At 62.7% G+C, this 26246-nt stretch carries 25 protein-coding genes; 3 read left to right on the top strand and 22 right to left on the bottom strand.

Annotated elements, in window-relative coordinates; all coding sequences use genetic code 11:
* Nucleotides 1–7: 7 nt before the first annotated feature.
* Nucleotides 8–952 (top strand): alpha/beta fold hydrolase, encoded by a 945-nt coding sequence (locus tag M1D51_RS09735; RefSeq protein ID WP_458109332.1) that lies wholly within the window; start codon nucleotides 8–10, stop codon nucleotides 950–952.
* Nucleotides 949–2031 (top strand): glycosyltransferase family 4 protein, encoded by a 1083-nt coding sequence (locus M1D51_RS09730; protein WP_458109331.1) that lies wholly within the window; start codon nucleotides 949–951, stop codon nucleotides 2029–2031. Before M1D51_RS09735 ends, M1D51_RS09730 begins: the two co-directional genes overlap by 4 nt.
* A gap of 18 nt (nucleotides 2032–2049) precedes the next feature.
* Here the strand turns inward: M1D51_RS09730 and M1D51_RS09725 are convergent, their stop codons facing one another.
* From M1D51_RS09725 to pyrR, 13 genes are all read right to left on the bottom strand, one after another.
* Nucleotides 2050–4140 (bottom strand): primosomal protein N', encoded by a 2091-nt coding sequence (locus M1D51_RS09725; protein ID WP_458109330.1) that lies wholly within the window; start codon nucleotides 4138–4140, stop codon nucleotides 2050–2052.
* A 158-nt stretch (nucleotides 4141–4298) separates the two neighbouring features.
* The gene (gene metK / locus M1D51_RS09720; protein ID WP_172323244.1) at nucleotides 4299–5528 is read right to left on the bottom strand and encodes a methionine adenosyltransferase; all 1230 of its coding nucleotides are present in this window, start codon (nucleotides 5526–5528) and stop codon (nucleotides 4299–4301) included.
* Between the two features lie 76 nt (nucleotides 5529–5604).
* Entirely contained in the window at nucleotides 5605–6855 is a 1251-nt protein-coding gene (gene coaBC / locus M1D51_RS09715) for a bifunctional phosphopantothenoylcysteine decarboxylase/phosphopantothenate--cysteine ligase CoaBC (RefSeq protein ID WP_458109329.1), read from the bottom strand.
* 27 nt (nucleotides 6856–6882) lie between these two features.
* Nucleotides 6883–7143, bottom strand: coding sequence for a DNA-directed RNA polymerase subunit omega (gene rpoZ / locus M1D51_RS09710; protein ID WP_011774945.1), 261 nt, complete (start codon nucleotides 7141–7143; stop codon nucleotides 6883–6885).
* A gap of 39 nt (nucleotides 7144–7182) precedes the next feature.
* Nucleotides 7183–7755, bottom strand: coding sequence for a guanylate kinase (gene gmk / locus M1D51_RS09705; protein ID WP_172323240.1), 573 nt, complete (start codon nucleotides 7753–7755; stop codon nucleotides 7183–7185).
* Nucleotides 7756–7776: 21 nt separating this feature from the next.
* Nucleotides 7777–8103, bottom strand: a complete 327-nt coding sequence (gene mihF, locus M1D51_RS09700; protein ID WP_172323238.1) for an integration host factor, actinobacterial type — start codon at nucleotides 8101–8103, stop codon at nucleotides 7777–7779.
* Between the two features lie 97 nt (nucleotides 8104–8200).
* On the bottom strand, nucleotides 8201–9076 hold the full coding sequence (pyrF, locus tag M1D51_RS09695; RefSeq protein ID WP_458109328.1) for an orotidine-5'-phosphate decarboxylase: 876 nt from the start codon (nucleotides 9074–9076) through the stop codon (nucleotides 8201–8203).
* Nucleotides 9069–12377, bottom strand: coding sequence for a carbamoyl-phosphate synthase large subunit (carB, locus tag M1D51_RS09690; protein ID WP_011774949.1), 3309 nt, complete (start codon nucleotides 12375–12377; stop codon nucleotides 9069–9071). The genes pyrF and carB overlap by 8 nt, the downstream gene beginning before the upstream one ends.
* Nucleotides 12377–13624, bottom strand: coding sequence for a glutamine-hydrolyzing carbamoyl-phosphate synthase small subunit (gene carA / locus M1D51_RS09685; protein WP_458109327.1), 1248 nt, complete (start codon nucleotides 13622–13624; stop codon nucleotides 12377–12379). Before carA ends, carB begins: the two co-directional genes overlap by 1 nt.
* On the bottom strand, nucleotides 13605–14126 hold the full coding sequence (locus M1D51_RS09680) for a PH-like domain-containing protein (RefSeq protein WP_458109326.1): 522 nt from the start codon (nucleotides 14124–14126) through the stop codon (nucleotides 13605–13607). The genes carA and M1D51_RS09680 overlap by 20 nt, the downstream gene beginning before the upstream one ends.
* Complete coding sequence (locus M1D51_RS09675; RefSeq protein WP_458109325.1) at nucleotides 14126–15451, bottom strand: dihydroorotase; 1326 nt, start codon at nucleotides 15449–15451, stop codon at nucleotides 14126–14128. The genes M1D51_RS09680 and M1D51_RS09675 overlap by 1 nt, the downstream gene beginning before the upstream one ends.
* Complete coding sequence (locus M1D51_RS09670; protein ID WP_458109324.1) at nucleotides 15451–16458, bottom strand: aspartate carbamoyltransferase catalytic subunit; 1008 nt, start codon at nucleotides 16456–16458, stop codon at nucleotides 15451–15453. The genes M1D51_RS09675 and M1D51_RS09670 overlap by 1 nt, the downstream gene beginning before the upstream one ends.
* The gene (gene pyrR, locus M1D51_RS09665) at nucleotides 16455–17039 is read right to left on the bottom strand and encodes a bifunctional pyr operon transcriptional regulator/uracil phosphoribosyltransferase PyrR (RefSeq protein WP_172324008.1); all 585 of its coding nucleotides are present in this window, start codon (nucleotides 17037–17039) and stop codon (nucleotides 16455–16457) included. The genes M1D51_RS09670 and pyrR overlap by 4 nt, the downstream gene beginning before the upstream one ends.
* Before the next feature lie 156 nt (nucleotides 17040–17195).
* On the opposite strand from pyrR, the gene M1D51_RS09660 reads away from it, so the two are divergent.
* Nucleotides 17196–18446: a PrsW family intramembrane metalloprotease gene (locus M1D51_RS09660; protein ID WP_216659909.1), complete on the top strand. Its 1251-nt coding sequence runs from the start codon at nucleotides 17196–17198 to the stop codon at nucleotides 18444–18446.
* 68 nt (nucleotides 18447–18514) lie between these two features.
* Here the strand turns inward: M1D51_RS09660 and nusB are convergent, their stop codons facing one another.
* The 9 genes from nusB to ruvX form a co-directional block, all read right to left on the bottom strand.
* Entirely contained in the window at nucleotides 18515–18925 is a 411-nt protein-coding gene (gene nusB / locus M1D51_RS09655; protein ID WP_172324006.1) for a transcription antitermination factor NusB, read from the bottom strand.
* Entirely contained in the window at nucleotides 18925–19488 is a 564-nt protein-coding gene (gene efp, locus M1D51_RS09650) for an elongation factor P (protein ID WP_011774957.1), read from the bottom strand. Before efp ends, nusB begins: the two co-directional genes overlap by 1 nt.
* A gap of 153 nt (nucleotides 19489–19641) precedes the next feature.
* Nucleotides 19642–20163, bottom strand: a complete 522-nt coding sequence (locus M1D51_RS09645; protein WP_172324005.1) for a tetratricopeptide repeat protein — start codon at nucleotides 20161–20163, stop codon at nucleotides 19642–19644.
* Nucleotides 20160–21251: a 3-dehydroquinate synthase gene (gene aroB, locus M1D51_RS09640; RefSeq protein WP_458109323.1), complete on the bottom strand. Its 1092-nt coding sequence runs from the start codon at nucleotides 21249–21251 to the stop codon at nucleotides 20160–20162. The genes M1D51_RS09645 and aroB overlap by 4 nt, the downstream gene beginning before the upstream one ends.
* Nucleotides 21248–21757 (bottom strand): shikimate kinase, encoded by a 510-nt coding sequence (locus tag M1D51_RS09635; RefSeq protein ID WP_458109322.1) that lies wholly within the window; start codon nucleotides 21755–21757, stop codon nucleotides 21248–21250. The genes aroB and M1D51_RS09635 overlap by 4 nt, the downstream gene beginning before the upstream one ends.
* A gap of 56 nt (nucleotides 21758–21813) precedes the next feature.
* Nucleotides 21814–23013 carry a chorismate synthase gene (gene aroC / locus M1D51_RS09630; RefSeq protein WP_458109321.1) on the bottom strand — a complete coding sequence of 400 codons (1200 nt, stop codon included), beginning with the start codon at nucleotides 23011–23013 and terminating at the stop codon, nucleotides 21814–21816.
* Nucleotides 23014–23039: 26 nt separating this feature from the next.
* A complete protein-coding gene (locus tag M1D51_RS09625; RefSeq protein ID WP_172324002.1) occupies nucleotides 23040–23894 on the bottom strand; it encodes a shikimate dehydrogenase family protein in 855 nt (284 codons plus the stop codon).
* Complete coding sequence (mltG, locus tag M1D51_RS09620; RefSeq protein WP_458109320.1) at nucleotides 23891–25657, bottom strand: endolytic transglycosylase MltG; 1767 nt, start codon at nucleotides 25655–25657, stop codon at nucleotides 23891–23893. Before mltG ends, M1D51_RS09625 begins: the two co-directional genes overlap by 4 nt.
* The gene (gene ruvX / locus M1D51_RS09615) at nucleotides 25654–26244 is read right to left on the bottom strand and encodes a Holliday junction resolvase RuvX (RefSeq protein WP_172324000.1); all 591 of its coding nucleotides are present in this window, start codon (nucleotides 26242–26244) and stop codon (nucleotides 25654–25656) included. The genes mltG and ruvX overlap by 4 nt, the downstream gene beginning before the upstream one ends.
* Between the last annotated feature and the right edge of the window lie 2 nt (nucleotides 26245–26246).

Below are 26246 nucleotides of genomic sequence, written 5' to 3'. Positions count from 1 at the left end.
CAGCTACATGGCAAAAGTGGACACCGCAAAATCCTCGGACGGGACCCAAACCCCCGGCGATTTCTTCAGCGCAGCCCTGCCGGGACGGACCGTCGCTTCCGAGGTGGAAGTCGATGGCAGCAAAGTGGCGTTTTGGACCTACGAACCGGTCACCGTCAGCCCGGCGACGCGCACCATCCTGGTCATCCACGGCTTCCGGGGAGACCACCATGGGTTGCTGCGTGTAGCCGACCAACTGCCCGAAATGCGGATCATCATGCCGGATTTGCCGGCCTTCGGAAGCTCGGAACCTTTCCTTGAAGAAGAACACAGCGTTGAGCGCTATGGGAAGTTCATCTCCGGTTTCATGGCTGCCCTCGCGTTGGACGAGAAGACTGTCCTGCTGGGCCACTCCTTCGGATCGATCGTCGCCAGCCACTTCGTGGCCGCGAATCCCGGTGCTGTCCATCCGCTGATCCTGATCAACCCCATTGCCGCACCCGCATTGGAAGGCCCCAAGGGCATCATGACCAAACTTGCGGTGCTCTACTACCAGGCGTCCGCCAAGCTTCCAGCCCAACTGGGACTGGCCATTCTTCGGAATCGGGTGATAGTTCGCGTCATGAGCATCACCATGGCCAAAACCAAGGACAAGGGCCTACGCCGTTTCATCCACGGCCAGCACGATGCCTACTTCAGTGCCTTCGCGGACAGGAAAAGCCTGCTCGAGTCATTCAAAGCCTCCGTTTCAGGCAACGTGGCCGAGGTGGCCGAGCAGCTCACTCTCCCCGTGCTGCTGGTCGCCGGCGAGAAAGATGAGATCGCCACCTTGCCCAACCAGCACAAACTCATGAAGCGGCTCCCTGACGCCAAGCTGGAAGTGATTCCCGACGTCGGGCATCTTATCCACTACGAGACGCCGGTCCCGGCCGCCGCAGCCATTCAGAAATTCCTGGAGGAACATCCCGCGTGAAAATTGTCATCGACGCCCGCTTTACCCGAACGGACCACCACGATGGCATCAGCCGCTACGGTTCAAGCCTCATAGCCGCAACGTCCAAAATAGCGGACGTCACCATGCTCATCAGTGACAAACGTCAACTGGCCCTCCTGCCCGACGTCCCGTACGTGATGATCAACAGCCCGTTGTCTCCCCTGGAATTGTTCGTCGCCCGTAAGGTCAACCCCCTTGGCGCCGACGTGGTGGTGTGCCCCATGCAGACCATGGGAACCTTTGGGCGCCGTTACGGACTGGTCCTTACCCTCCACGACCTCATCTACTACGAACACCCGACTCCCCCGGGATTCCTCCCCGCACCCGTACGCGTGCTCTGGAGGCTTTACCACAAGGCGTTCTGGCCCCAGCGGCTCCTGTTGAACCGAGCGGACCTTGTGGCCACCATCAGCCGCACCACAGAGGCCCTCATGGCCAAGTACGCCCTGACAAAACGACCCGTTCGGATTGTGGGTAACGCCCCGCAGCCCGGACAAAAACCGCGTGACCCCGAAGCCGGAGCCGACAAAACACTTCTCTACATGGGTTCATTCATGCCGTACAAGAACGTGGAAACCATGATCCGGGGCATGGCCGGACTGGACGATTACACCCTGCACCTGCTTAGCCGGATCACTCCCCAGCGGAAGGCTGAATTGGAGGCAATGGTGCCGGCGGGAGCCAAAGTCCTGTTCCACAACGGCGTCACAGACGCCGAGTACGACGAACTCCTGCTGCGGGCCACCGCACTGATCAGCCTTTCGCGGGCAGAGGGGTACGGTTTGCCGTTGGTGGAGGCCATGGCTTTGGGAACGCCGGTCATTGCCAGCGACATCCCCATCTTCCGGGAAGTCGGTGGCGACGCCGTCAGTTACGTGGACCCTGAGTCACCCACGGATTTCGCCGCTGCTGTGACTGGCCTGGGCGAGACCTCCCTCTGGCAGCAACGCTCCCGCCGGTCCGTGGAACGGGCTGCACAATTCAACTGGGATGAATCGGCACGGCAGCTCCTGTCCGCGGCGGAAGAAGTCGTGGCCAGCCGTCAAAATCGGAAATAGCCAAGGGCACAGCGGGCGTTACAGGACATCGACTCCATCCAAACGCAGCTGCACCGGGCCCGAGGTGCGTTTGGCTGCGCTGGCCACCTTCACGGCCCGCATGGCACGGGTTGACTCCGCGGCGTCTGCGTAAGGAATGAAGTAAAGTGTCCGGACGTCGGCATCTGCCTCATTGACACTGGATGGGGCGCCTGAGGACATCAACATCGGGGCAGGCCCGGCACTGCGGAGTTTCTTGCCCGGTGCGGCACTTGCCTCGAACGCTTCGGCGAAATGCACGACGTCGGCCCTTGCCCCGGTAACCGAGGCCACCCGGACCGCCGGGGGCAGTTGCAGTTCCTTCCGGAGCGCCAGTTCACGTGAGGCGTAGCCGGAGGCATCCCATCTCAGGAGGGCTCCCGTCGCGGGGGTATCGTCAGCGGTAATCACCACGAGTCCGCCTTGCCTGGCCGGCTTCACAAGGGACGCGGCGTTGAACCATCGGCGGACGGTATCCTCCCCCGCCCGCAGGTTCTCCCGCCGGAGCAACGAGTTGCCGTCCAACAGAAGTGCCGCTGCATAGCCGTTGGGCGCAATCGGTTCGGCGCCCACAGTGGCCACCACCAAGGCAGGAGCATCCGGCACCGTTGCCTTGATGTGTTCGCCCGAGGATGTCACCACGGGCTTACCGGGAAAGGCCCGGCCCAGTTCCTCGGCGGTCCGCATGACACCTGCGGCCCCCCGGCGCAGCCGGGTCCCGCTGCAGTGCGTGCAACGCCACTGCGGAGCCGGGGTGGAGCACCACTTGCAGGCTGGTACGGCTGTGCCGCTGGATACAGCCAGCGGCCCCTGGCAGGCGTTGCAACGTGCCAGTTCGCGGCAGGACTCACACACCAAGGAGGGGGCATAGCCCGCCCGCGCAACTTGCACCAGGACCGGGCCACGTTCCAAGCCTTCCTTGGCCGCGCGCCATGCAGCCCCCGGCAAACGGGCGATCCTGGCCAAGGGGTCCCGCTCCTGCTCAAAACTGTCGGCGGTGTTCAGAACCCGCGGAACCGTGGCGCGGACAATACTGCGCGGCGCTTCGATGCCGACAGCCCACTGCATCTCCACAAGGCGTTGGAGCTCGGTGCTGCGGCTGTGTGAAGCCATCAGGCAGGCCGCATTGGCCTGCTCCGCACGCAGCAGGAGGACTTCCCGGGTATGCGCGTAAGGCGCCCGTTGTTCGATGTGGAGGTCATCGCCGTCGTCCCAACAGACCACCAGGCCAAGGTTTTGGACGGGCGCATAAGCCGCTGAGCGGGTTCCAACGGCAACCCCGGCAGACCCGCTCAACAGCCGCAGGAAGTTCCTGTAGCGGGGAGTCTGGCCGTCATCGGCGGTAAGCCTGGCAACATCGGACGACGGCAGGACGTTGGCAAGAGCCGTCTCCACCTGCTCGAGATCCCGGTAGTCGGGCACCACCACCACTGCCCCACGTCCCGATGACCTGACCGTGGCAACAGCTGAAGCCACCAATGCCGCCCAGCCGCCGGGACCGAAACCCTGAAGGGCAGCCAGGACGGCCTTCGGGGAACCCCCGCTGGCCAGATGCTGCAGGTAAGAGGCTCCATTGGAGTACGTGGCCCAAGCATGGGCATCCGGCAGGGGCTTGAGTTCACGGACGCCGGCGTCCAGATCCCCGGCCAGCAATTCCTTCTCCACTTTGGCAACCCTGGGCGGGATCGCCGTCCGCAGGACGTCGCTGAGCGTACCGGCGTATCGGGCAGCGACCGTACCAGCCAATTCGATGACCGCCGGGGTCAACACCGCAACCGGCGATACCACCTTGTGCAGGGTACTCAGGGGTGAGGAAGCATCAGAGTCTGCACGCCGTTCGATGATGTATCCGTTGAGTTCCTGGCCGTTGAATTTCACCTTCACCCGGACGCCGGGCAAAGCAACCTCGTTCAATTCAGCCGGAACGCTGTAATCGAAGGGTCTGTCCAGATGGGGCAGTGATGATTCAAGTACCACCCGCGCCACGGGATTGACCGGGGCAAGGGGTGGACCGTCAACCGGCGTGCGATCCGGAAAACCTTGCAGCAACGAGGGCTGTAGCAGCGACGGCCGGGCCTCGCTTCCTGCCATTCACTTCACCTCCGACTCGTAGCGTCCACTCTTAACCCGAGATGCCCGCAACGGGATTAACCACGCTGCGGGCATCTCCGGCACCAGCCAATCACGGACCACTGACAAAACAGCAACGTCCGGGATGATGACTCCGGTGCCGGCCGGTCTTCCAAGAATCAAGCGTTGAAGTATTCCTTCAGGTCCGCCACCCGGTCCAGCCGTTCCCACGTGAAGTCAGGTTCGTCACGGCCGAAGTGTCCATGGGCCGCAGTCTTGGCATAGATGGGCCGCTTAAGGTCCAAAGCATCGATGATGGCGCGGGGACGCAGGTCAAAGAGTTCGTCGATCGCCTCGCTGATACGGGCCGGGTCCACGGTCTCCGTGCCAAAGGTTTCGACGTAGGTTCCCACCGGACGAGCCTGCCCGATGGCGTACGCAATCTGGATTTCAGCACGCTTGGCAAGTCCTGCAGCCACCACGTTCTTGGCAACCCAGCGCATGGCGTACGCCGCAGAACGGTCAACCTTGGAGGGATCCTTGCCCGAGAACGCACCACCGCCGTGGCGGGAGAATCCGCCGTAAGTGTCCACGATGATCTTGCGCCCGGTCAGTCCGGCGTCGCCCACCGGGCCGCCGATGACGAACGCACCGGCAGGGTTCAGGATGTTTGCCGTACGCGACAGATCAAGGTTTGACGCCGCCAGGACAGGGTCGATGACGTAGCTGGCGAGGTCGGCGCGAAGCTGCTCAAGGCTCGCCTCTTCAGCGTGCTGGCTCGAGATGACTACGGTTTCCACCGAAACCGGTCGGTCGCCGTCGTAGCCTACTGTGACCTGGGTCTTGCCGTCCGGGCGGAGATAAGCCAGTTCGCCGTTCTTGCGGACTTCCGTAAGACGCTCAGACAAGCGGTGGGCAAGCCAGATGGGCGTGGGCATGTAGGAGGCAGTTTCGTCGCTGGCATAGCCGAACATGATGCCTTGGTCGCCTGCGCCTTGGAGGTCGTAATCGTCCTCCTGGCGGCCTTCGCGGGCCTCCAGCGAGTTGAAGACACCACCGGCGATGTCGTTGGACTGTTGGCCGATGGACACCGAGACACCACAGCGGGCTCCGTCGAAGCCATTGGCGGAAGAGTCGTATCCGATGCCAAGGATGGTCTCACGCACTATCTGCGGGATCTCAACGTAAGCGTCGGTAGTGACCTCACCAGCGACGTGCACCAGGCCGGTAGTGGCCATGGTTTCAACGGCCACGCGGGACTCGGGATCGGCGGCCAGCAGCGCATCAAGGATGGAGTCGCTGATTTGGTCGCAAATTTTGTCCGGGTGTCCTTCAGTGACCGACTCTGAAGTGAAGAGCCGGAGCTTGGACGGGGTGCCATGGTGTTCATGGTGCAGCGGTAAAGTCACTCGACCACCTTACTGGGTTGCGGGACGGCGGCATCTGCCCTGTGTCCCTTTGCTAAGAATTCGGGTGTGGCCTCAGTTACACAGCCGGAAAGACCCGCGCGAGCTCGGCTCCCACGCGATCAATCACAGCAGCAGCAACATCGGCCTTGGAGCCTGCAGCCGACTGCGGTTCGGCACCGTGACCCGAGAGAATCACCACGGAATTCTCATCCTGGCCGAACACGCGTCCAATGCCCACCTGGTTAACCACCAAGAGATCGCAGCCCTTGCGTTTGAGCTTGGCCGTGGCATGTTCCAGGACGTCGCCTTGGGCGTCGCCCGTTTCGGCCGCGAAGCCGACGATCAGCTGCCGGCCGCCCTCGGAATTGCGGCGTTCCACAAGTTCATGCAGGATGTCCGGATTGCGGATCAAGCGCACAACCGGCGCGTCTTCGCCGTCGACCTTTTTGATCTTGGTGTCCGAGACCTCTGCCGGACGGAAGTCCGCCACGGCCGCAGCCATGATGACGACGTCGGACTCCACTGCCGCTTTCAGCGCAGCCTCGCGCAGTTCCAACGCTGATTCAACACGAACAAGCTCGACCCCGGCGGGCGGCTCGACGTCCATATGCGCGGCAAGGAACCGAACAGTTGCCCCCGCAGCCAAGGCTGCGGCAGCCAGGGCTGTCCCCTGCTTGCCGGATGATCGGTTGCCCAGGAAGCGGACAGGGTCCAGGGCCTCCCTGGTACCACCGGCCGAAATCGTCACGGTCCGTCCTGCCAGCGGCGGCTCTGCGGAAGGGGATGCGCCGGCATCATCCGGGGCCTGAACCAACGCAATGGCCGCGGCGAAAATCGCCTCGGGCTCAGGCAGGCGCCCGGGGCCCGAATCTGATCCGGTCAGACGGCCAGAGGCTGGTTCCAGCACTGTCACGCCACGGCTGCGCAGCGTCTCCACGTTGGCCTGCGTGGCCGCATGTTGCCACATTTCAGTATGCATCGCAGGAGCTAACAGCACCGGGCCGTGGGCCATAAGCAGCGTATTGGTCAGGAGGTCGCCCGCTTGCCCGGTTGCGGCTTTGGCCAAGAGATCGGCCGTGGCCGGAGCAACCACGATCAGGTCCGCCTCATGTCCCAAACGGACATGGTTGACCTTCTCAACGTCATCAAAGACGCTGTTGCTCACAGGGTTGCCGGAGAGTGCTTCCCACGTGGCCACTCCGACGAATCGGGTTGCGGCTTCCGTGGGAATGACCGTCACCTTGTGACCGGCTTCAGTAAAAAGCCGGAGGAGCGATGCAACCTTGTAGGCTGCGATCCCTCCCCCGACTCCGAGGACTATGCGCACGTGACCTCCGTCAACAGGCAGTCAGTGTTATTCGGTGGGCTCGATCGGCGTGGAGACCAGGAGGCCTTCGTTGATCTCGCGCAGGGCAATCGACAGCGATTTCTCGTTCAGCTTGGTGTCGACCAACGGTCCGACGTACTCGAACAGGCCCTCGTGCAGCTGAGCGTAGTAGGCATTGATCTGGCGGGCGCGCTTAGCGCCGAAGATGACCAGGCCATACTTGGAATCAGCAGCCTCAAGCAGCGAATCGATCGGCGGGTTGATGATGCCTTCAAGGTTCGTGGACACGAATTCTCCAAATTTTAGCGGGCCAACAAATGCAAGCGCTTAGCGCTGGTGCGGGGTAAGCCCCATGAGTGAAACAAGCTCGTCCGCTGCCCGGCGAACGTCGTCATTGATGACGGTGTGGTCAAACTCCGGTTCAGCAGCAAGTTCCAGTTTAGCGGTTTCCAGCCTGCGCTGCTGTTCCTCGGGAGTTTCCGTGCCGCGGCCCACCAGACGGCGGACCATTTCATCCCAGGTGGGCGGAGCCAGGAACACAAAATTCGCGTCCGGAACAGCCTCCTTGACCTGGCGCGCGCCCTGCAGGTCGATCTCCAGGAGCACCGACTTCCCTTCTGCGATGGCGGCGTTGACAGTGCTCCGGAGCGTCCCGTAACGGTTCTGCCCGTGCACCACGGCCCACTCCAGCAATTCACCGTCGGCCACCAGGGAGTCGAACTCTTCGGCGGTCTTGAAGAAGTAGTGGACGCCATCCTGTTCACCCGGGCGCGCGGCCCGGGTGGTTGCCGAGACTGAGAGCCAGACCTCCGGATAGTTGTCCCTGATGTAGGTGGATACGGTTCCCTTGCCAACGGCAGTGGGGCCTGCAAGGACAGTCAGTCCGGGTTTCTTGCTCACGGATTCCTTCGGGGAGATGCGTCAAACGCTTTGCTGGGTATCCATAAAATCTACCAGCGCCCGGGCCTGGTGAATGCCCAGGCCCCTGATGCGCCGGGATCCGGCGATTCCGATCTCCGCCATGATCCCGGCAGCCCTGACGGGCCCAATGCCCGGCAGGGCCTCCAGGAGTTCCACCACACGCATTCGCGCAATTGCCTCGTCCGTAGCACCGGAGGAGATCAGCTCCGCAATGCTCACCTCGCCGCGCTTGAGCCTCTCCTTGGCGGCGGCACGCACTGCCCTGGCCTTGGCGGCCTTCTCCAGCGCATCGGAACGCTCCTGTGGTGTCAGCTCTTTAAGGCCCACTGCCAAACCCCTGTCAGATCGCGATTGTGATCCAGATCACGCGGACTGATCCTGAACCTACCGGCAGGGGCGCGCTTGCGCAATGAGGGTGGGCAACTTAGTCTTCGCGCAGCCCGGCCAGCGTTTCCTCGGTTGCGGAGCGAAGTGCCGCCAACGATGGACCCGCGGCCAGGATCCCACGGCTGGAGGTGGCCAGCACCGTGGGATAGGCAGCACCGAACGTCGCCCGAAGGTCAGCAGGAGTAGCACCCTGGGCACCAAGCCCGGGAGCCAGGATGGCACCGCGCACCGGTCCAAGATCGATATCCAAGTCATCCAATGCAGAACCGATGGTGGCCCCCACCACCAGGCCAACAGAACCAAGGGCCCCGCTGTAACGCTGATTCTCCGCGGCGGCTGCAGCGGCAATCCTGCGGGCCACCGAATCCCTTCCGCCAACGTGCTGGACAGACTGCCCCTCAGGGTTCGATGTCAGTGCCAGCACGAACACTCCCCTGCCGTGCTGGGCAGCGAGGTCCAACGCCGGACGCAGCGACTCGAAGCCCAGGTAGGGGCTCAGGGTCACGGAGTCCGCAGCCAGGGAAGAACCATCCCGCAGCCAGGCGTCCGCGTAGGCAGCCATGGTGGAGCCGATGTCCCCGCGCTTGGCGTCGGCAATGCTCAGCACGCCTGCCTCAGCGGACGCGGCCAGGGTGCGCTCCAGGACCGCCATGCCGGCGGAGCCGTGACGCTCATAGAGTGCCACCTGCGGCTTGACCGCGGCAGCGAGGGAAGCCACGGCCTCCACCACTGCCAGCGAAAAACGCTCCAGCCCTGCGGCGTCGTCGTTCAGTCCCCAATCAGCCAGCAGCTGCGGGTGCGGATCGATTCCGACGCAGAGCGGACCGCGCGCGGCCATGGCCGCAGCCAGCCGGGAGCCAAAAGACTCCCGGGCCGGCTGCTGACCCTGCCGGGATGAAGCAGACTCAGGCATTGGCTGCTTCCATTGCTGCTGAGAGGTTGGCGGCGTGCTCCTGCAGGCTCGTGACCGACCATTCATAGGTGCGCAGTGCCTCGATGGCCTGCACTGCTGCGTTGAACTCGGCCACGGTGGTGATGCAGGGAATGCCGATGGACGTTGCTGCGGCCCGTAGTTCGTATCCGTCACTGCGTGCTTCGCCGCCGGACGGAGTGTTGAAGACCATGTCGATCTCACCTGCGATCACCAGGTCAGCGATGGTGCCTTCGCCTTCGGCGCTGCTGCCTTCGGCCACCTTGCGGACCGGAGTGGCCTGGATGCCGTTGCGGCGCAGGACATCAGCGGTGCCACCGGTGGAGACGATCTCAAAACCGAGGTCCGAGAGGCGCTTGACGCCCATGATCACCGAACGCTTGTCACGGTTGGCTACCGAAACGAAGATCTTGCCTTCGGTGGGCAGCGCGTTGTTCGCAGCAGCCTGGCTCTTGGCGAAAGCGGTATCGAAGTGCTTGTCGATGCCCATGACTTCACCGGTGGAACGCATTTCCGGGCCGAGGAGGGAGTCCACAACCTTGCCTTCGGGCGTGCGGAAGCGGCTGAACGGCAGCACAGCTTCCTTCACGGCAACCGGTGCATCCAACGGCAAGGTGGAGCCGTCACCGGTTTCCGGCAGCATCTTGTAGGCGCCGCGGAGCTGGTTAATGGTCACGCCGGTGCCGATCAGGGCTGCCGCCTTGGCCATCTGCACACCCGTTGCCTTGGAGACGAAGGGGACCGTGCGGGAAGCACGCGGGTTGGCTTCGAGCACATACAGGACGTCGGAGGCCAGCGCGAACTGGATGTTGATCAGGCCGCGGACGCCCACGCCTTCGGCAATGGCCCGGGTTGCGGTGCGCACGCGCTCGATCACGTTGTTGCCCAAGGTGATCGGGGGAAGGACGCACGCGGAGTCGCCGGAGTGGATGCCGGCTTCTTCGATGTGTTCCATGATGCCGCCGAGGTACATGTCAGTGCCGTCGAAGAGCGCGTCAACGTCGATCTCGACGGCGTCCTCAAGGAAGCGGTCAATCAGCACCGGGTGGTCCGGGGTGATCTCCGTGGCGTTGGCGATATAGCGGGAAAGGTTCGCTTCGTCATAGACGATCTCCATGCCACGGCCGCCCAGAACGTAGGACGGGCGGACCAGCACGGGGTAACCGATCTCGTCGGCGATCTTCTTGGCATCTTCGAAGGAAACGGCGGTGCCGTTCTTCGGGGAGGTCAGGCCGGCTTCATCCAGGACCCGGGCAAAGGCGCCGCGGTGCTCTGCGAGGTCGATCGCTTCGGGCGAGGTGCCAAGGATCGGGACACCGGCGTCGGCGAGCTGCTGCGCCAGCTTCAGCGGAGTCTGGCCACCGAGCTGGACGAAGACACCCATGACGCCACCAGTGCGCTCCTCCGCGGCGATGACCTCGAGGACGTCCTCGAGGGTCAACGGCTCGAAGTAAAGGCGCGTGGAAACGTCGTAGTCCGTGGAGACGGTCTCGGGGTTGCAGTTGACCATGACGGTCTCGTAACCGGCCTTGCGCAGCGCCATGGAGGCGTGGACGCAGGAGTAATCGAATTCGATGCCCTGGCCGATGCGGTTCGGTCCTGAGCCCAGGATGATGACCGAGGGCTTGGCGTGCAGGCCCACTTCGTCTTCCTCGTCATAGGAGGAGTAGTGGTACGGGGTGTAGGCGGCGAACTCAGCGGCGCAAGTATCCACCGTCTTGTAGACCGGACGAATGCCCAAAGCCTGGCGGACGCCCCGGACCACGGCCTCGTTGTTGTGCGTCAAGGCACCGATTTGCTCGTCTGAGAAGCCGTGGCGCTTGGCATTGCGCAGCATTTCTTCGGTAAGCACTCCGGCCTTGCGGATCTCCTGCGCTGTCTCGTTAAGGAGCTGGAGCTGGTCCAGGAACCAGGGGTCGATCTTGGTGGCTTCGAAGAGGTCTTCCACCGTGGCTCCGCCCAGGAGCGCGCGCTGTACTTGGTGCAGGCGGTCCGTGGTGGGACGCTTGGCCTTCTCAATGAGCTCGGCAACCTCGTACTCCGGCACGGAGCTGAAGTCCAGCTGCGACCCCTTCTGCTCCAACGAGCGAAGGGCCTTCTGCAGGGCTTCGGTGAAGTTGCGGCCCATGGCCATGGCTTCGCCAACAGACTTCATGGTGGTGGTCAGCGTGTTGTCCGCCGCCGGGAACTTCTCGAAGGCAAAGCGCGGAACCTTGACCACGACGTAGTCCAACGTGGGCTCGAAGGAGGCAGGCGTCTTCTGCGTGATGTCGTTCGGAATCTCATCCAGGGTGTAACCGAGGGAGAGCTTGGTGGCGATCTTGGCAATGGCGAAGCCCGTGGCCTTCGACGCCAGCGCGGACGAGCGCGAAACACGCGGGTTCATTTCGATGACCACTACGCGGCCCGTAGCCGGATCAATGGCGAACTGGATGTTGCAGCCGCCGGTGTCAACGCCAACTTCGCGGATCACGGCGATGGAGACATCGCGGAGCTTCTGGTATTCGCGGTCGGTGAGCGTCAGTGCCGGGGCAACAGTGATGGAGTCACCGGTGTGGACGCCCACGGGATCGAAGTTCTCGATGGAGCAGACAACAACGACGTTGTCGTTCTTGTCGCGCATCATTTCCAGCTCGTATTCCTTCCAGCCAAGGATGCTCTCTTCGAGCAGGACCTCGGTGGTGGGGCTGTACTGGAGGCCCTGGCCGACAATGCGCCGGAGGTCGTCCTCGTTGTAAGCCAGGCCTGAGCCCAGGCCACCCATGGTGAAGGACGGACGGACCACCATGGGGTAGCCGAGGTCCTCGGCAGCAGCGAAGGCCTCTTCCATGGTGTGGATGATGTGGCTTCGTGCGGACTCCGCACCGCAGCGTTCCACCACGCCCTTGAATTTCTCGCGGTCTTCACCGAGCTCAATGGCGGCAATGTTGGCGCCGATGAGTTCCACGTTGTACTTCTCCAGCACACCGTTCTTGTCCAACGCGATGGCTGTGTTCAAGGCAGTCTGGCCACCAAGGGTGGGCAGGATGGCGTCCGGACGCTCCTTGGCGATGATCTTCTCCACCACCTCGGGAGTGATGGGCTCAACATAGGTGGCATCAGCGAACTCCGGGTCCGTCATGATGGTGGCCGGGTTGGAGTTCACCAGGATGACCCGCAGGCCTTCCTCCTTCAGGACGCGAAGCGCCTGGGTACCGGAGTAGTCGAACTCGGCGGCCTGGCCGATGACGATGGGGCCGGATCCGATGACAAGGACGCTCTTGAGATCTGTACGCTTGGGCATTACTTCGTGTCCTCAGTCTTGGAGTCGGTGGAGTCGGCAGCTGTGGCCTTGGACTTGGTATCGGCCATGAGGTCGATGAAGCGGTCGAAGAGGTAGGCGGCATCGTGCGGTCCGGCTGCGGCTTCGGGGTGGTACTGGACCGAGAACGCCGGGATGTCGAGGCAGGCGAGTCCTTCAACGACGTCGTCGTTCAAGGAGACGTGGCTGACTTCCACGCGGCCGAAGCGCTCTTCCGGCGCTACGGTGGAACCGTTCAACGGGGCGTCAACGGCGAAGCCGTGGTTCTGCGAGGTGATCTCCACCTTTCCGGTCCGGCGGTCCATGACGGGCTGGTTGATGCCGCGGTGGCCGTAACGGAGCTTGTAGGTGCCAAAGCCCAGGGCGCGGCCCAGGATCTGGTTGCCGAAGCAGATGCCGAAGTACGGGAGTTTCTCGTCCAGCACCGAGCGCAGCAGGGAAACCTGGTGGTCTGCCGTAGCCGGGTCCCCGGGTCCGTTGGACATGAAGAAACCGTCCGGCTTGACCGCGTTGACATCCTCGAGCGTGGACGTTGCAGGCAGGACGTGCACCCGCACGCCTCGTTCCGCGAAGCGCACAGGAGTCATTGCCTTGATGCCAAGGTCAACGGCCGCGATGGAGAAACGCGGCTCGCCTTCCCAGCCGTGGTCCTTGGGTTCCACAACGTAGGCCTCATCGATGGAAACTTCCTCAGCCAGCGCCGCACCTTCCATCGGCTCGCTGGCCAGGACGGTCTCCAGCAACTCCTTGTCGGTGGCCTGGGCGGCCTCGCCGGAGAAAATACCCGCGCGCATGGTCTTGTGCTCGCGGAGGTGACGGGTGATGGCCCGGGTGTCTACGCCCTGGATACCAACGATCCCCTGTTCCACCAGTTCGTCATCGAGGCTGCGTTCAGAGCGCCAGTTGGAGGGGCGGCGGGCGGCGTCACGCACGATGTATCCGGCAACCCAGATACGGCGGGATTCAGCGTCTTCGCTGTTGACGCCGGTGTTGCCGATGTGCGGCGCGGTCTGGACCACCAGCTGACGTGCGTAGGAGGGGTCGGTGATGGTCTCCTGGTAGCCGGTCATGCCGGTGGCGAAGACGGCCTCACCGAGAGCGGTTCCCTGGGCTCCGTAGCTGCGGCCGCGGAACATGCGGCCGTCTTCGAGCACAAGTACTGCTGCTGAGGGGGTGGGCGTGGTGGCTGCTTTACTATCCGTCACTTTATTACTTTCCACTATCGGCATCTGCCTGAGGGGCTGCGGAGATCAATTCTTGGAGGGCTTCGAGGAGGAGCTGTTTGTCGCTTGCATGCCTGGAACGGAATCCGGTGTCGAGCTCCCTGGCGCCGAGCTTCCAGTTGATGACCAGGAGTCCGTCCTTTTCGACGAATTTCCCTGCCATTCCGGTGGCTTCACGACTGTCCAACAGGGCGGTGCGGGGAATGAACACCGGGGACGCACCGGGACGGTCGAACAGCACACCTTCTGCGTGGATGCTCAGTTCCGCGTTGGTCCGGATACCCAGGCCCTGCGCTGCGATGCGGTCAAGCCAGTCGCCCGCCGTGGTGGTGGCCACGTATTGGCCGTCCGCGACGACGCTGGCCGGGGTCAGCTGCTGCGGCACCTCGGGAAGGCGCTCGACGTCGGCCTGTCGCCTCAGCCGGTTGCGCCATCCCAGCCAGATCATCACCAGGACGACGATGATCAACGGCACCGTGATTAGCACGGTCAGTGTTTGGTTGTCCATCAGTTGCTGCTGACCGCCGGGTACCTGTACGGCGTGTTAAGCCGGCCATCGAGCACAGTGGGGTGGCCCTTGAAGAATGTTGCCACCACTGATCCGGGCAGCTCCTTGCCCTTGAACGGTGAATTGCGGCCCATGGTTGCCATTTTATGGGGATCGACCGTCCAACGCGCAGCCGGGTCCACCAGGATGACATTGGCGGGTTCGCCAACCTCCAGCGGACGCCCCTGGTCAGCGAGGCGGCCGATCACAGCAGGCGTGAATGAGGTGACCCTGGCGAAGTCCGCCCAGGTCATGAGGCCGGTTTCGATCATGGTCTCCTGGACTACCGACAACGCGGTTTCCAAGCCGGTCATGCCCATTGCGGCCTGCGCCCACTCACATTCCTTGTGCTCGCTGGGGTGCGGGGCGTGGTCAGTTCCCACGACGTCGATGGTGCCATCGGCCAGGCCCTCGCGGAGAGCCTGCACGTCAGCATCGGTACGAAGCGGCGGATTGACCTTGTAGACGGGATCGTAGCTGCGGACCAGTTCATCGGTCAGGAGCAGGTGGTGCGGGGTAACTTCGGCAGTGACGTTGATTCCCCGTGCCTTGGCCCAGCGCACGATTTCCACGGATCCAGCGGTGGAGACGTGGCAGACGTGGAGGCGGGATCCCACATGCTGGGCCAGCAGGACGTCACGGGCGATGATGCTTTCCTCGGCAACGGCCGGCCAGCCGGTCAGTCCGAGTACGGCCGAGACTGTGCCCTCGTTCATCTGTGCCCCGGCGGTCAGGCGCGGTTCCTGCGCGTGCTGGGCCACCACGCCGTCGAACGCTTTCACGTATTCCAAGGCCCGCCGCATGAGGACGGGATCGTGGACGCAAATGCCGTCGTCGGAGAACATCCGGACCTGGGCACGGGAGTCCGCCATGGCGCCGAGCTCTGCGAGCTGCTCCCCGGCCAAGCCAACGGTCACTGCTCCGACGGGGCGCACATCCACCCACCCCGACGCGCGGCCCAGGCTATGCACCTGCTCAACGACGCCTGCGGTGTCCGCAACAGGATTGCTGTTGGCCATGGCATGGACAGCAGTGAAGCCACCCAAAGCAGCAGCGCGGGTGCCGGTTTCCACTGTCTCGGCGTCTTCGCGGCCGGGTTCGCGCAAGTGGGTGTGGACATCCACCATGCCGGGCAGGGCAATGAGGCCCTTGGCGTCAATGACAGTTGCGCCGTCAGTTGAGAGGTCCTTGCCGCGTGCTTCGATGACGCCGTCACGGATCAAAAGGTCTTCAGCTTCGCCGCCCAGGATGGCAGCCCCACGAATCAGGTAAGTGTTCTCGGCCATCAGTTGGTCTCCTTGCTGGACTGGCTTATGTTCGAGGCCGCTTCGCGGGAGTCCCCGGAGAGCAGCAGGTAAAGAGCGGCCATACGGACCGAAACACCGTTACGCACCTGTGCGAGCACGGTGGAACGCGGCGAATCGGCGGCGGCCGAGGAAATCTCCAGTCCCCGGTTCATGGGGCCGGGGTGCATGATGATGGTGTCTTTCATGCCCAGTTCATCCAGGGTGCGGAGCCTGGCGTCGTCGAAGCCCCAGCGCCGCGAGTACTCGCGGGTTGAGGGGAAGAACGAGGCGTTCATGCGCTCACCTTGGACACGCAGCATCATCATGGCGTCGATGCCCGCTTCCAGCGTCCGGTCAAGGTCGTAGCTGACCTTGCAGGGCCAATGCTCGACGCCGATCGGCAGCAGCGTGGGTGGCGCCACCAAAGTAACCTCGGCGCCCAGGGTCTTCAGGAGCCAGACGTTGGACCGGGCTACACGGGAATGCAGGACATCCCCCGCGATCGCTACCCGCATACCTTTGAGATCGGCACCGGTGGACTCGATGCCGTTGACCTTGGACCAGTGCCGACGCATGGTGAAAGCGTCCAGGAGCGCCTGTGTTGGATGCTCATGGGTGCCGTCTCCTGCATTGATGACGGCGGCATCGATCCAGTCCGTGGCAGCAAGCCGGTGCGGGGCGCCGGATGCCCAGTGGCGGATGACCACTGCATCCGCGCCCATTGCCGCCAGTGTCTGCGCAGTGTCCTTCAGGGATTCGCCCTTGGACACCGAGGATCCCTTGGCGGCGAAGTTGATCACATCGGCTGAAAGGCGCTTGGCCGCGGCCTCAAAGGAAATACGGGTGCGGGTGGAGTCTTCGAAGAAGAGGTTCACCACGGTACGGCCACGCAGTGCAGGCAGTTTCTTCACTTCACGCTCGCCCACGGCGGACATCTCTTCAGCCGTGTCCAGGACGCGGATGGCATCGAAGGCGCTCAGGTTTTCGGTGGAAAGAAGGTGCTTCATTGACCGGCCTCGATGACTACTTCGTTGACAGGAACACCGTCAACGAGGTCGATCTCCTCGAGGTGGACGCGGACTTTTTCCGACGAAGAGGTGGGGAGATTTTTCCCCACGTGATCTGCGCGGATGGGGAGCTCACGGTGGCCCCTGTCCACCAGCACGGCCAAACGGACAATCCGCGGACGGCCAAGGTCCACCAGGGCATCAAGTGCCGCGCGGATGGTGCGGCCCGAATACAGGACGTCGTCAATCAGGACAACCACTTTGTTGTCGATCCCTGACAACGGCAGGCGCGTGTGGCGTGGGGGCCGGGTGGGCTGGTGGGAGAGGTCGTCACGGAACATGGTGACATCAAGTTGGCCCACCATGGCTTCGGCGTTGACCGAGGGATCGGCAGCTGCGATCTTGTGGGCGAGCCGAACGGCCAGTGGATAGCCGCGGCTGGGAATGCCCAGGAGAACCAAGTCCTGCGAGCCTTTGTTGGCTTCAAGGATCTCGTGGGCGATACGAGTGAGCGCACGATCAATGTCCGCCTGGTTGAGGACAACCCGCGACGGCACGTGCGATGAAGTGACTTCAGTCATTCGCTCGTCTCCCCTTTCCCCGCCTCACGGGACGGAATTAAAAAAGGAATATTTGCTTTTCCAAGCTACCACAGAGGCCATCTGCCACCTCACCGAAGAATGACCAGGCTGGTGAGTTTAAGCTCACACTGCACGCTGTGGAATAGGCTCTTGCCCATGACCATGAACCACCACGGGCAACCCGGCGGACAACCATATCCACGGCCGTACCTGGAACCTGGCGCCAACCCTACCTGGATCGGACGGGTGCAGCCAGGCAATTACCAGCCCGCTCCAGGCAATCCGATGACCCTCCCGCGGCAAACCTGGGCCCACCCGCCTGCACCGCGAAGCCGGCGGTCCCTGGGCACACTGCCCCTGCTGATTGTTGGAGGCGTACTTGCCCTTGCAAGCCTGATGCTAGTGCTCCCCTTCCTGTTGGGTAACACGGGCGTGACAGGGTTTGTGATCGGCTTCATTGCCTCATTGATTCCGTTGTCGGTGGTTCTGCTGACGGTGCGACTGATTGACCGCTGGGAGCCGGAGCCAAAGAGGCTTCTCTGGTTCGCCTTCACCTGGGGCGCTGCTGTGTCGATTGCCGGGACCCTGCTCATCCAACCGCTCTTCGCCCTTGCCGCGCCCACCAGCAGCGAAGAAGCCTTCACCTATTTCATGGCAACGGTCCAGGCACCCATCGTGGAGGAATTTACCAAGTCACTGGGTTTGCTGGTGTTGATCCTGGCCGCACGAAAGTATTTTGACGGTCCGGTGGACGGCGTGGTGTTCGCCTTCACCATTGCCGCCGGGTTCGCCTTCACGGAGAACATCCTGTACTTCGGACGCGAAATTGCCTCCTCCACCGACCCCGGGACAGACCTTGTCCGTATCTTCATCCTCCGCGGCGTTATGTCGCCCTTCGCCCACGCCGTGTTCACGGGCACCACGGGCCTGATCATGGGGTTCGCTGCCCGGCGGTGGCACACCGGCTATGCCGTCCTGGCATTCTTCATCGGCTTGTTGCCTGCCATGTTCCTGCATAACCGCTGGAACAGCATGGGCCAGAACTTCTTGCTGGAGTACTTCGTGGTGCAGGTGCCGATTTTCCTGGTTGCCGCCGTCGGCATCATTCTCCTCCGGCTCGCGGAGGGAAAGCTCACCCGTCAACGGCTCCTTGAGTATGCGCGCGCGGGCTGGTTTACTCCAGCTGAAGTGGAGATGCTGGCCACGTCCCGGGGCAGGCGGCAAGCGGTCCGCTGGGCTTCCTCGCGGGGGCGGGGCCGGCAGATGAAGTCCTTCATCAAGGGGGCCACGGCATTGGCGTTCACCCGGCAACGGATACTCAGCGGCCGCGACGTCCACCTTCACCAGCAGGACGAACTTGACCATCTGCGCAGCATCCCGGGCCTACGGGCTGCAGTTCTACAGTAAGGGCAAAAAGGACCCGCTTTCACAGTTTCCTGTGAAGCGGGTCCTTTGCCTTCAGGTCAGGCATACACCTATGCCAGAAGTGACGGCTTGAGCTTCTGGAGCCGGCCCAGGAGTCCATTGATGAACGCCGGGGACTCGTCCGTGGACATCGTCTTGGCCAGGGCCACGGCTTCGCTGACGGCTACGCCGTCCGGAACTTCGTCATTGTAGAGGAGCTCCCAGGCGCCGATCCGAAGAATGATGCGATCAACCGAGGGCATCCGCTCCAGCGTCCAGCCCTGGGCGTACGTCTCCAGGAACTCGTCGATGGTCGCCTGCATCGAGACAACGCCTTCAACGATTTCCACCGTGTAAGGGTTGATGATCAGGTCGGTCTTCTCCCGGCGCGCCGTCATGGCGTCGAAAGCCGAAACGGAGCGCTGCTCTGCCTCGAAAAGTACTTCAAGTGCCCTGCTACGGGCTTTACCGCGGGCGCTCACTAGTCGTTGACCCGGCCCAGGTAGCTGCCATCGCGGGTATCGACCTTGACCTTGGTGCCCTGCTCAACGAACAGCGGAACCTGGATCTCATAGCCGGTTTCAACGGTGGCCGGCTTGGTGCCGGCGGAGGAGCGGTCGCCCTGAAGGCCCGGCTCAGTGTAGGTGATTTCGAGGACAACGCTCGGGGGCAGTTCAATGTACAGCGGGGTGCCCTCGTGGATGGCAATGTTGACCATCTGGTTTTCGAGCATGAAGTTGGTGGCATCGCCTACAGTGGCACCGGACACGGTGATTTGGTCGTAGTCCTGGGTGTCCATGAAGACGAAGTCTTCGCCGTCCTGGTACAGGTACTGGTAATCGCGGCGGTCAACCGTAGCGGTTTCGATCTTGAGGCCGGCGTTGAAGGTCTTATCGACCACCTTGCCGGACATGACGTTGCGCATCTTGGTGCGGACAAAGGCGCCGCCCTTGCCAGGCTTGACGTGCTGGAACTCGATGATGTTCCAGAGCTGGCCCTCGAGCTTCAGTACGGTCCCGTTCTTGATGTCGTTTGTGGTTGCCACTCGTATCCTCTGGTTATCGCACTGGTTCTAGCTGCCAGCTATCTATGCCAAGCAGGCGTGCCAATCGGCCCGCCAGCGCGTATTTATCAAAAATCCAAGAACCATTCTACCGGCAAATCCCTCGAAGGCTTGCGGGCGGTGTTTCCAAGAGGTTCAAGAAGCGAGTTCCAGCACATTCCGCGCCCTCTGGAGGGCGACCGCGGAGGAATAGATCAGGGAAGCATCAGCGGCCATGGCAACCCGAAGGTCCAGCGCCTTGGCGAACTCTTCGGATGCAGCCAAAGCGTTGCCGCTGACGAAGTATGCCCGGCCCAGATACTGGCGGACGATCGCTTCCTTCGGGCTGCCCTGGACATCCTGCAAAAGGTGGCGGAACAACTGTATGGCGCGGTCAAGCCTGTTGGTGGCCCGGTGGACTTCGGCTTCGAAAATCCTCAGCCGGAACGACTCAGGATCCTTATAGCGGGCCTCAGCCAACAGCTCGGCTGCCTCATTGGGGTGGTTTTCGAGCAGCAAGGCCATGATGCGGTCTGCAGGGTCGTCGGAAGCGGCAAGAGCCGTCTCCATGACGTCCTCGTTGACAATCACCGGCAGCAGGGTATCCGGATTAGTCCTGACACCCGGGAACCCGGCAGTTGGCCAATCACTAACGCCTTCACGCACAGCCACACTCATGATGCGATTTCCTGATAGGCAGCAAACAGCAGGGAGGTATCGGGAACGTCCAGGATGCCCGGCTTGGCCACTCCGTCAAGGACAACAAAGCGCAAAAGGTCGCCACGGGACTTCTTGTCACGGCGCATGCCATCGAGCAAACCCTGCCACCGGTCACGGCGGTAAGTGATCGGCAATCCGAGGCTTTCCAGGATGGTTCGGTGCCGATCAGCGTCGACATCCGACAACCGTCCTACGCTCCGGGACAACTCCGCCGCGAACATCATGCCCACTGAGACAGCGGCGCCATGGCGCCACGAGTAGCGCTCCACCAGTTCAATGGCATGGCCCAGCGTGTGTCCATAATTCAGGATTTCGCGAAGTCCGGATTCCTTGAGGTCCTGCGAAACGACATCCGCCTTGACCGTGATGGCCCGCTCAATGAGTTCGCGGACAACGTCAGAGGCCGGGTCCATCACGGCGTCAGTGTTCTTCTCGATCAGGTCCAGGATAGCGGGATCGGCAATGAACCCGCACTTGATGACCTCAGCCATACCGGAAATAAGCTCGTTCTTGGGCAGCGTCTGAAGGGTGTCCAAGTCTGCCAGAACAGCAGCCGGCGGGTGGAAGGATCCCACGAGGTTCTTGCCCTCGGCAGTATTGATGCCGGTCTTTCCGCCCACAGAGGCGTCCACCATGCCCAAAAGGCTCGTGGGCATGTGAATGACCTTCACGCCACGAAGCCAGGTGGCCGCCACGAAGCCTGCAAGGTCTGTCACTGCGCCGCCCCCGACCGCCACAATGGCGTCAGAGCGGGTGAAATCATTCTGGCCCAGGACTTGCCAGCAGAAAGCGGCAACCTGGATGTGCTTGCCTTCTTCCGCATCCGGAATTTCGGCCGTCAGGGCGGTGAAACCAGCTGTTTCCAGCTCATCGCGAACGGTATCGCCCGTCAGGCGAAGGGCCCGGGGATGAATGACAAGCACACGTCGGACCCGTTCCCCCAGCTTTTCGGGAAGGGTGGACAACAGGCCGCGCCCCACTACGACGTCGTAGTTTTCGTGGGCGGATTGGCCGGTCACCTTGATGACAGTTGCTTCGTTACTCACTTTTCAACTTCCTCTTTCAAGGCTGCATGCTGGCGCAGCCGCTCCTCCAACTGGAGGCCGATTTCGGCCACGGATCCCGTTCGGACGTCCATGACGATGTTTGCGAGGCGTTCGTAGACCGGACGCCTTGTGGCAAACAGTGCTTCCCACCGCGTCATTGCATTACCTTTCAGCAATGGCCGGCCTGTGTTCCGCGCGATCCTGTCAGCTACAGTCTCCGCGTCACACTCGAGATAAACCACGGTGCACTCCCCCAGCAGTTGCTGGGTTCCGGAGTCCAGGACCGCTCCCCCGCCCAAGGAAATAATGGCGGGTTGGACCTTGGCGTTCTCAATGGACTTCGCCACTGCGCGGGCCTCAATCTCACGGAAGGCATGCTCTCCGCGTCCGGCGAAAATATCCGCGATACTGCCGTGGGCAGCCACCACCACGGCGTCGGTGTCCACGAACGGCAGACCGAGTTGCAGCGCCAACTGCTGGCCGATGGCGGATTTGCCAACAGCCATGGGCCCCACCAGAACAACGGGACGGCCGGGAAGACCATCCAGGATGACGCGGACCACTACCGGCCGACCGAGTCCAAGGTGGCCGGGATGTTGTCGAGGTAGCTCTGCAGGTTTCGCTGGGTTTCGGCGACGGAGTCGCCACCGAATTTCTCGGCGACGGCTTCAGCCAGGACAAGTGCAACCATTGCTTCAGCGACAACACCGGCCGCGGGCACCGCACAAACGTCCGACCGCTGGTGGTGGGCCTTTGCAGGCTCACCGGTGCTGACATCAATGGTCCGCAGGGCGCGCGGCACCGTGGCAATCGGCTTCATGGCCGCTCGGACGCGGAGGACTTCGCCGATGCTCATTCCGCCTTCAATGCCACCGGCCCGGTTGGTCTGACGAACGATCTTGCCGTTCCCGTCCTTGAGGATCTCGTCATGGGCAGCTGATCCACGGCGGGCCGCGGTCAGGAAGCCGTCACCAACTTCCACGCCCTTGATGGCTTGGATGCCCATCAGCGCGGCTGCGAGACGGGAATCAAGGCGGCGGTCCCAGTGCACGTAGCTGCCCAGACCAGGCGGAAGTCCGTAGGCCAGTACCTCGACGACACCGCCGAGGGTTTCGCCTTCCTTGTGAGCTGCGTCCACCTCAGCGACCATGGCATCCGAGATCTCACGATCAAAGCAGCGCAGGGGGTCGGCGTCGAGCGCCAGGACATCCTGGGGCAAGGGCAAGGGACGGCCCTCGGGAACAGTCACGCTGGCTATGGAAACCGTGTGGCTCACCAGCTCCACGCCCAACTGCTTGAGGAACTGCGCCGCGACGGTTCCAAGGGCCACGCGCGTAGCCGTCTCCCGGGCACTGGCGCGCTCAAGAACCGGCCGTGCTTCATCGAAGCCGTACTTCTGCATGCCGGTGAAATCTGCGTGCCCCGGACGCGGCCGGGTCAAAGGTGCGTTGCGGGCTTGGTCGGCAAGGACCTCGGGGTCCACGGGGTCGGCAGACATGATCTGCTCCCACTTTGGCCACTCAGTGTTACCCACCTGGATGGCCACAGGCCCACCCTGGGTCAGGCCGTGCCGCACGCCACCCATGATGGTGACCTCGTCCTGCTCGAACTTCATGCGGGCACCACGTCCATAGCCAAGGCGACGACGCGCCAGGGCATCGCGGATCTGCGCGCTGGTGAGCTCAACACCGGCGGGCACGCCTTCAATAATTCCGATCAGGGCCGGACCATGGGATTCACCGGCAGTCAACCAACGCAACATATAACCAATCCTGCCATGTAAGGCTTCTAGAACACTCGCCGGGGAAGCCCGACTGAGTCGCACATCACATCTATGACGGCGGCGTCCACGTCACAACCGCTGAAGCGCCTGATCTGCTCGGCCGCCTGGTACATCAGCATCTCAAGCCCGGGAACCACAGCCCCTCCGTGGCCCTGCCACACCTCGGCGAGCCGACTCGGCCAAGGATCGTAGGCGACGTCCAACAGGACGCCGGCCCCTGTTCCCGGCAATCCTGCAAGCTCGTCCGCCAAGGCATCTGCTGCCCGCGGTGGAAAGGTGGAGATAACCAGGTCCGTACCTGCCACAGCGGCGGCCGCTTCGGCCAGCGGCCGGACGCTGAGGGAAATCCCGACGGCGGCAGCGGCGGCTTCCGCGTCCCCGGCGCGCCCTGCGTCCCGTACAAAGACGTCCACGTGGCGTCCACCGAGTTCTTTGACCGCTGCGACGGCAGCAGCCGAAGTACCCCCGCCACCGAGGATGGCGGCATGGGGCGTGGAGGCGACCCCTGCATACCGGACCGCTTCAACAATCCCGGCAACATCGGTGTTGTACCCCACGAGGCGGGCCGATCCGGCGTCGTGCTCGAAAACCACCGTGTTGATGACACCCAGGTGGGCACCCGCTCCGCGGACTTCGTCGACTTCCTTCACCATGGCCGATTTCAGCGGCATGGTGACCGAAAGTCCGCACCACGAGTCGTCTCCGCGGAGCGAAGCCATGAAGGGTGGAAGCCCCTCTACCGTGACGTCGATTGCCGAGTATTCAATGTCCGCGCCGAGCTTGGCGTACGCCGCAGTGTGCAAGGCCGGGGACTTCGAATGCGAGATGGGGTGCCCCAGTACTGCGGCACGACGACTCACACACACCGTCCCGGGTTGGCCTGGCACCATGCGTTGTACTGCTCAACGTAAGTGTTGTGTTCGGCCAGCGTCTTGGAGAACTTGGTTTCCTTGCTGTCCAAGTTGATGGTGACCCAGTACATGTAGTCGTTCTGCGTCGGCTTGGCCGCTGCATCGATGGCGGTCTTGCCGGGTGAGCCGATGGGGCCGGCAGGCAGCCCTACATTGGCGTACGTGTTGTACGTGTTGGACTTGTCCGCCTTCTCTTCCTCAGTGAGGTGGAAGGATTTCTTGCCAAGTCCGTACGTCACGGTGGCATCTGACTGGATCAGGCCACTGGTCTCCACATTGTTTGGCTTGAGCCTGTTGTAGATGGCACCGGCCACGTTGCCATAGTCAGCCTGCCCGCCTTCAGCCTGGACAATGCTGGCGATGGTCACAGTGTCATACTGCTTTGCCGGTTCAGTGATTCCCTGGGACTTGAGTTCGTCCAATGTGGTGGTGACCAGCTTCTGGACGATCTCCTTGGCGGGCGTGCCCAACGGAAAGCGGTACTCCCCAGGTGCCAGGAAGCCCTCGAGGTTCTTGGCCTTGGAGGGAACGCCGAACTGTGCCGGAGCCTGGTTCAACGCGTTGAGTTCCTGCAGGGAAATAGCCGAACCCTTGGAAATGGCTTCGAGCGATTCGTTGATCCGGAGGCCGGCACTCAGTGCAAAATACATGACCTTCGATGAGTCTTTGTTGACCAGCACATCCACGGCATCGGAGTTCTTCATCTCGGTCCTGAAGGTGAACTCGCCCGGGGACAATTCACCGCCGTCGTTGAGGAATTCCTTGACAAAGGCATCGGCATCGGCCACCACCTTGTTCTCGACAAGCGCGACAGCCACAGCCTTAGGCCCGGAGCCCTCGGGCACGGTGATATTGACTGACCCGGACCCCGGCCCCGGATAGTCCGTCACCTTGTCCATGCCCAACAGCGGCTTAAGGAATTGTGCCCCAATGGCGATGGCGGCCACGAACACTCCCAGCGTGATCAGCAGCGCAAGGACACGACGACGACGCCGCGCCTTCTTGGCCGCGGCCTTCGCTGAAGCTGTTTGCTCGAGCGGTGCGATGAGGTCGTGGGGGTGCTCATCATGATGAAGCTCCTCGCCATGGTGTTCATCGCCATGATGCTCCTCGATGTGGTGTTCATCGTGATGGTACCCGTCGTGGTGAAGCTCATCGGCGTGGTGAAGCTCGTCGGCATGGTGCTCATCACCGGGGTGCACCTCATGGAGACCGGCATGGCCCGCGAGTTCTCCGTGGGCCGCTGCGCCGTCCTCCTGAGTCCGGACGTTCTCAGGTTCAACAGCGTGCTCGGGTTCAGCAACGTGCTCCTGTTCACCAGCATGCTCCGGTTCAACAGCGCTCGTCTCCCCCGGTGTTTTAGCGGGCGAACCCTCACTGACCGGCTGGTCAGCCGGAATCGGCTTGGCAGAGACCGGTTGTGCGGCGGGAATGGGAGGAGTCGCCGGTTTTGCTGCAGGAACGGGTGGAGCAGCCGGAGCAGCCGAAACAGGCGGCGTAACTGGTGCGGGGGTCACTGCGGGGACAGGACGTGGCAGTTCCGGCTCGCCGTCCGTGGACTCAGCGGCCTCTCCCGGTGTCGCTTCGGGAACGGGTACGACGTTGTGGTTCTGCGTGGCGAGGAATCGTTCCCGCGCCCGCAGCTCTTTGCGGGTCAGCGGCATGCCGCCGCCGGCGGTACCGCTGGAGGGGTCGTTGTTGACCGGGCTCACAGTTGCAGTCCCCTCGTAGAAGAATCGGGTTCACTGCCGGAGGCAGCCTGCAGCGTTGGGGCACTGCCGGGCTTCTCGGATTGCGTCGGCGCCTGTACGCGGCGGCCAACGTCCGTTCCTCTAGCTTTTTGCATGTCGATTGCGTGCTGCAGTATTCCAGCAGCGGCAACCTGATCAACCACTTTACGGTGGTTCTTGCTGCTCATGCCAGCTTCGTGCAGGTTGCGGTGTGCCGTAACGGTTGAAAGCCGCTCATCGACAAGGCTCACCGGGATGTCCAAACCTGTCCGCAGCAGCTCGCTGGCGAGGAGTTCGGCGTACGCGGTGGCCATATCAGCAGACGCCCGTTCTTCACCCTTCATGGTGCGGGGAAGGCCCACAAAGATCTGCACGGCGGGCAGTTCCGCGGCGTGTTTGACCACCACGCGCACGTCCGAGTTTTTCTTGGCGTCCCGTGCAACTGTCTTGAACGGTGTAGCCAATATTCCGTCGGGATCGCAGATGGCCACGCCCACTCGGACGGTACCGACGTCTACCCCCAGCTTGATGCCCCGGGGGTAGACGCCGCCGCTAGTACTTTCAGCCACCG

The sequence above is a fragment of the Arthrobacter sp. R3-55 genome, assembly GCF_054161505.1.
This window is presented reverse-complemented; position numbering and strand designations above follow the sequence as displayed.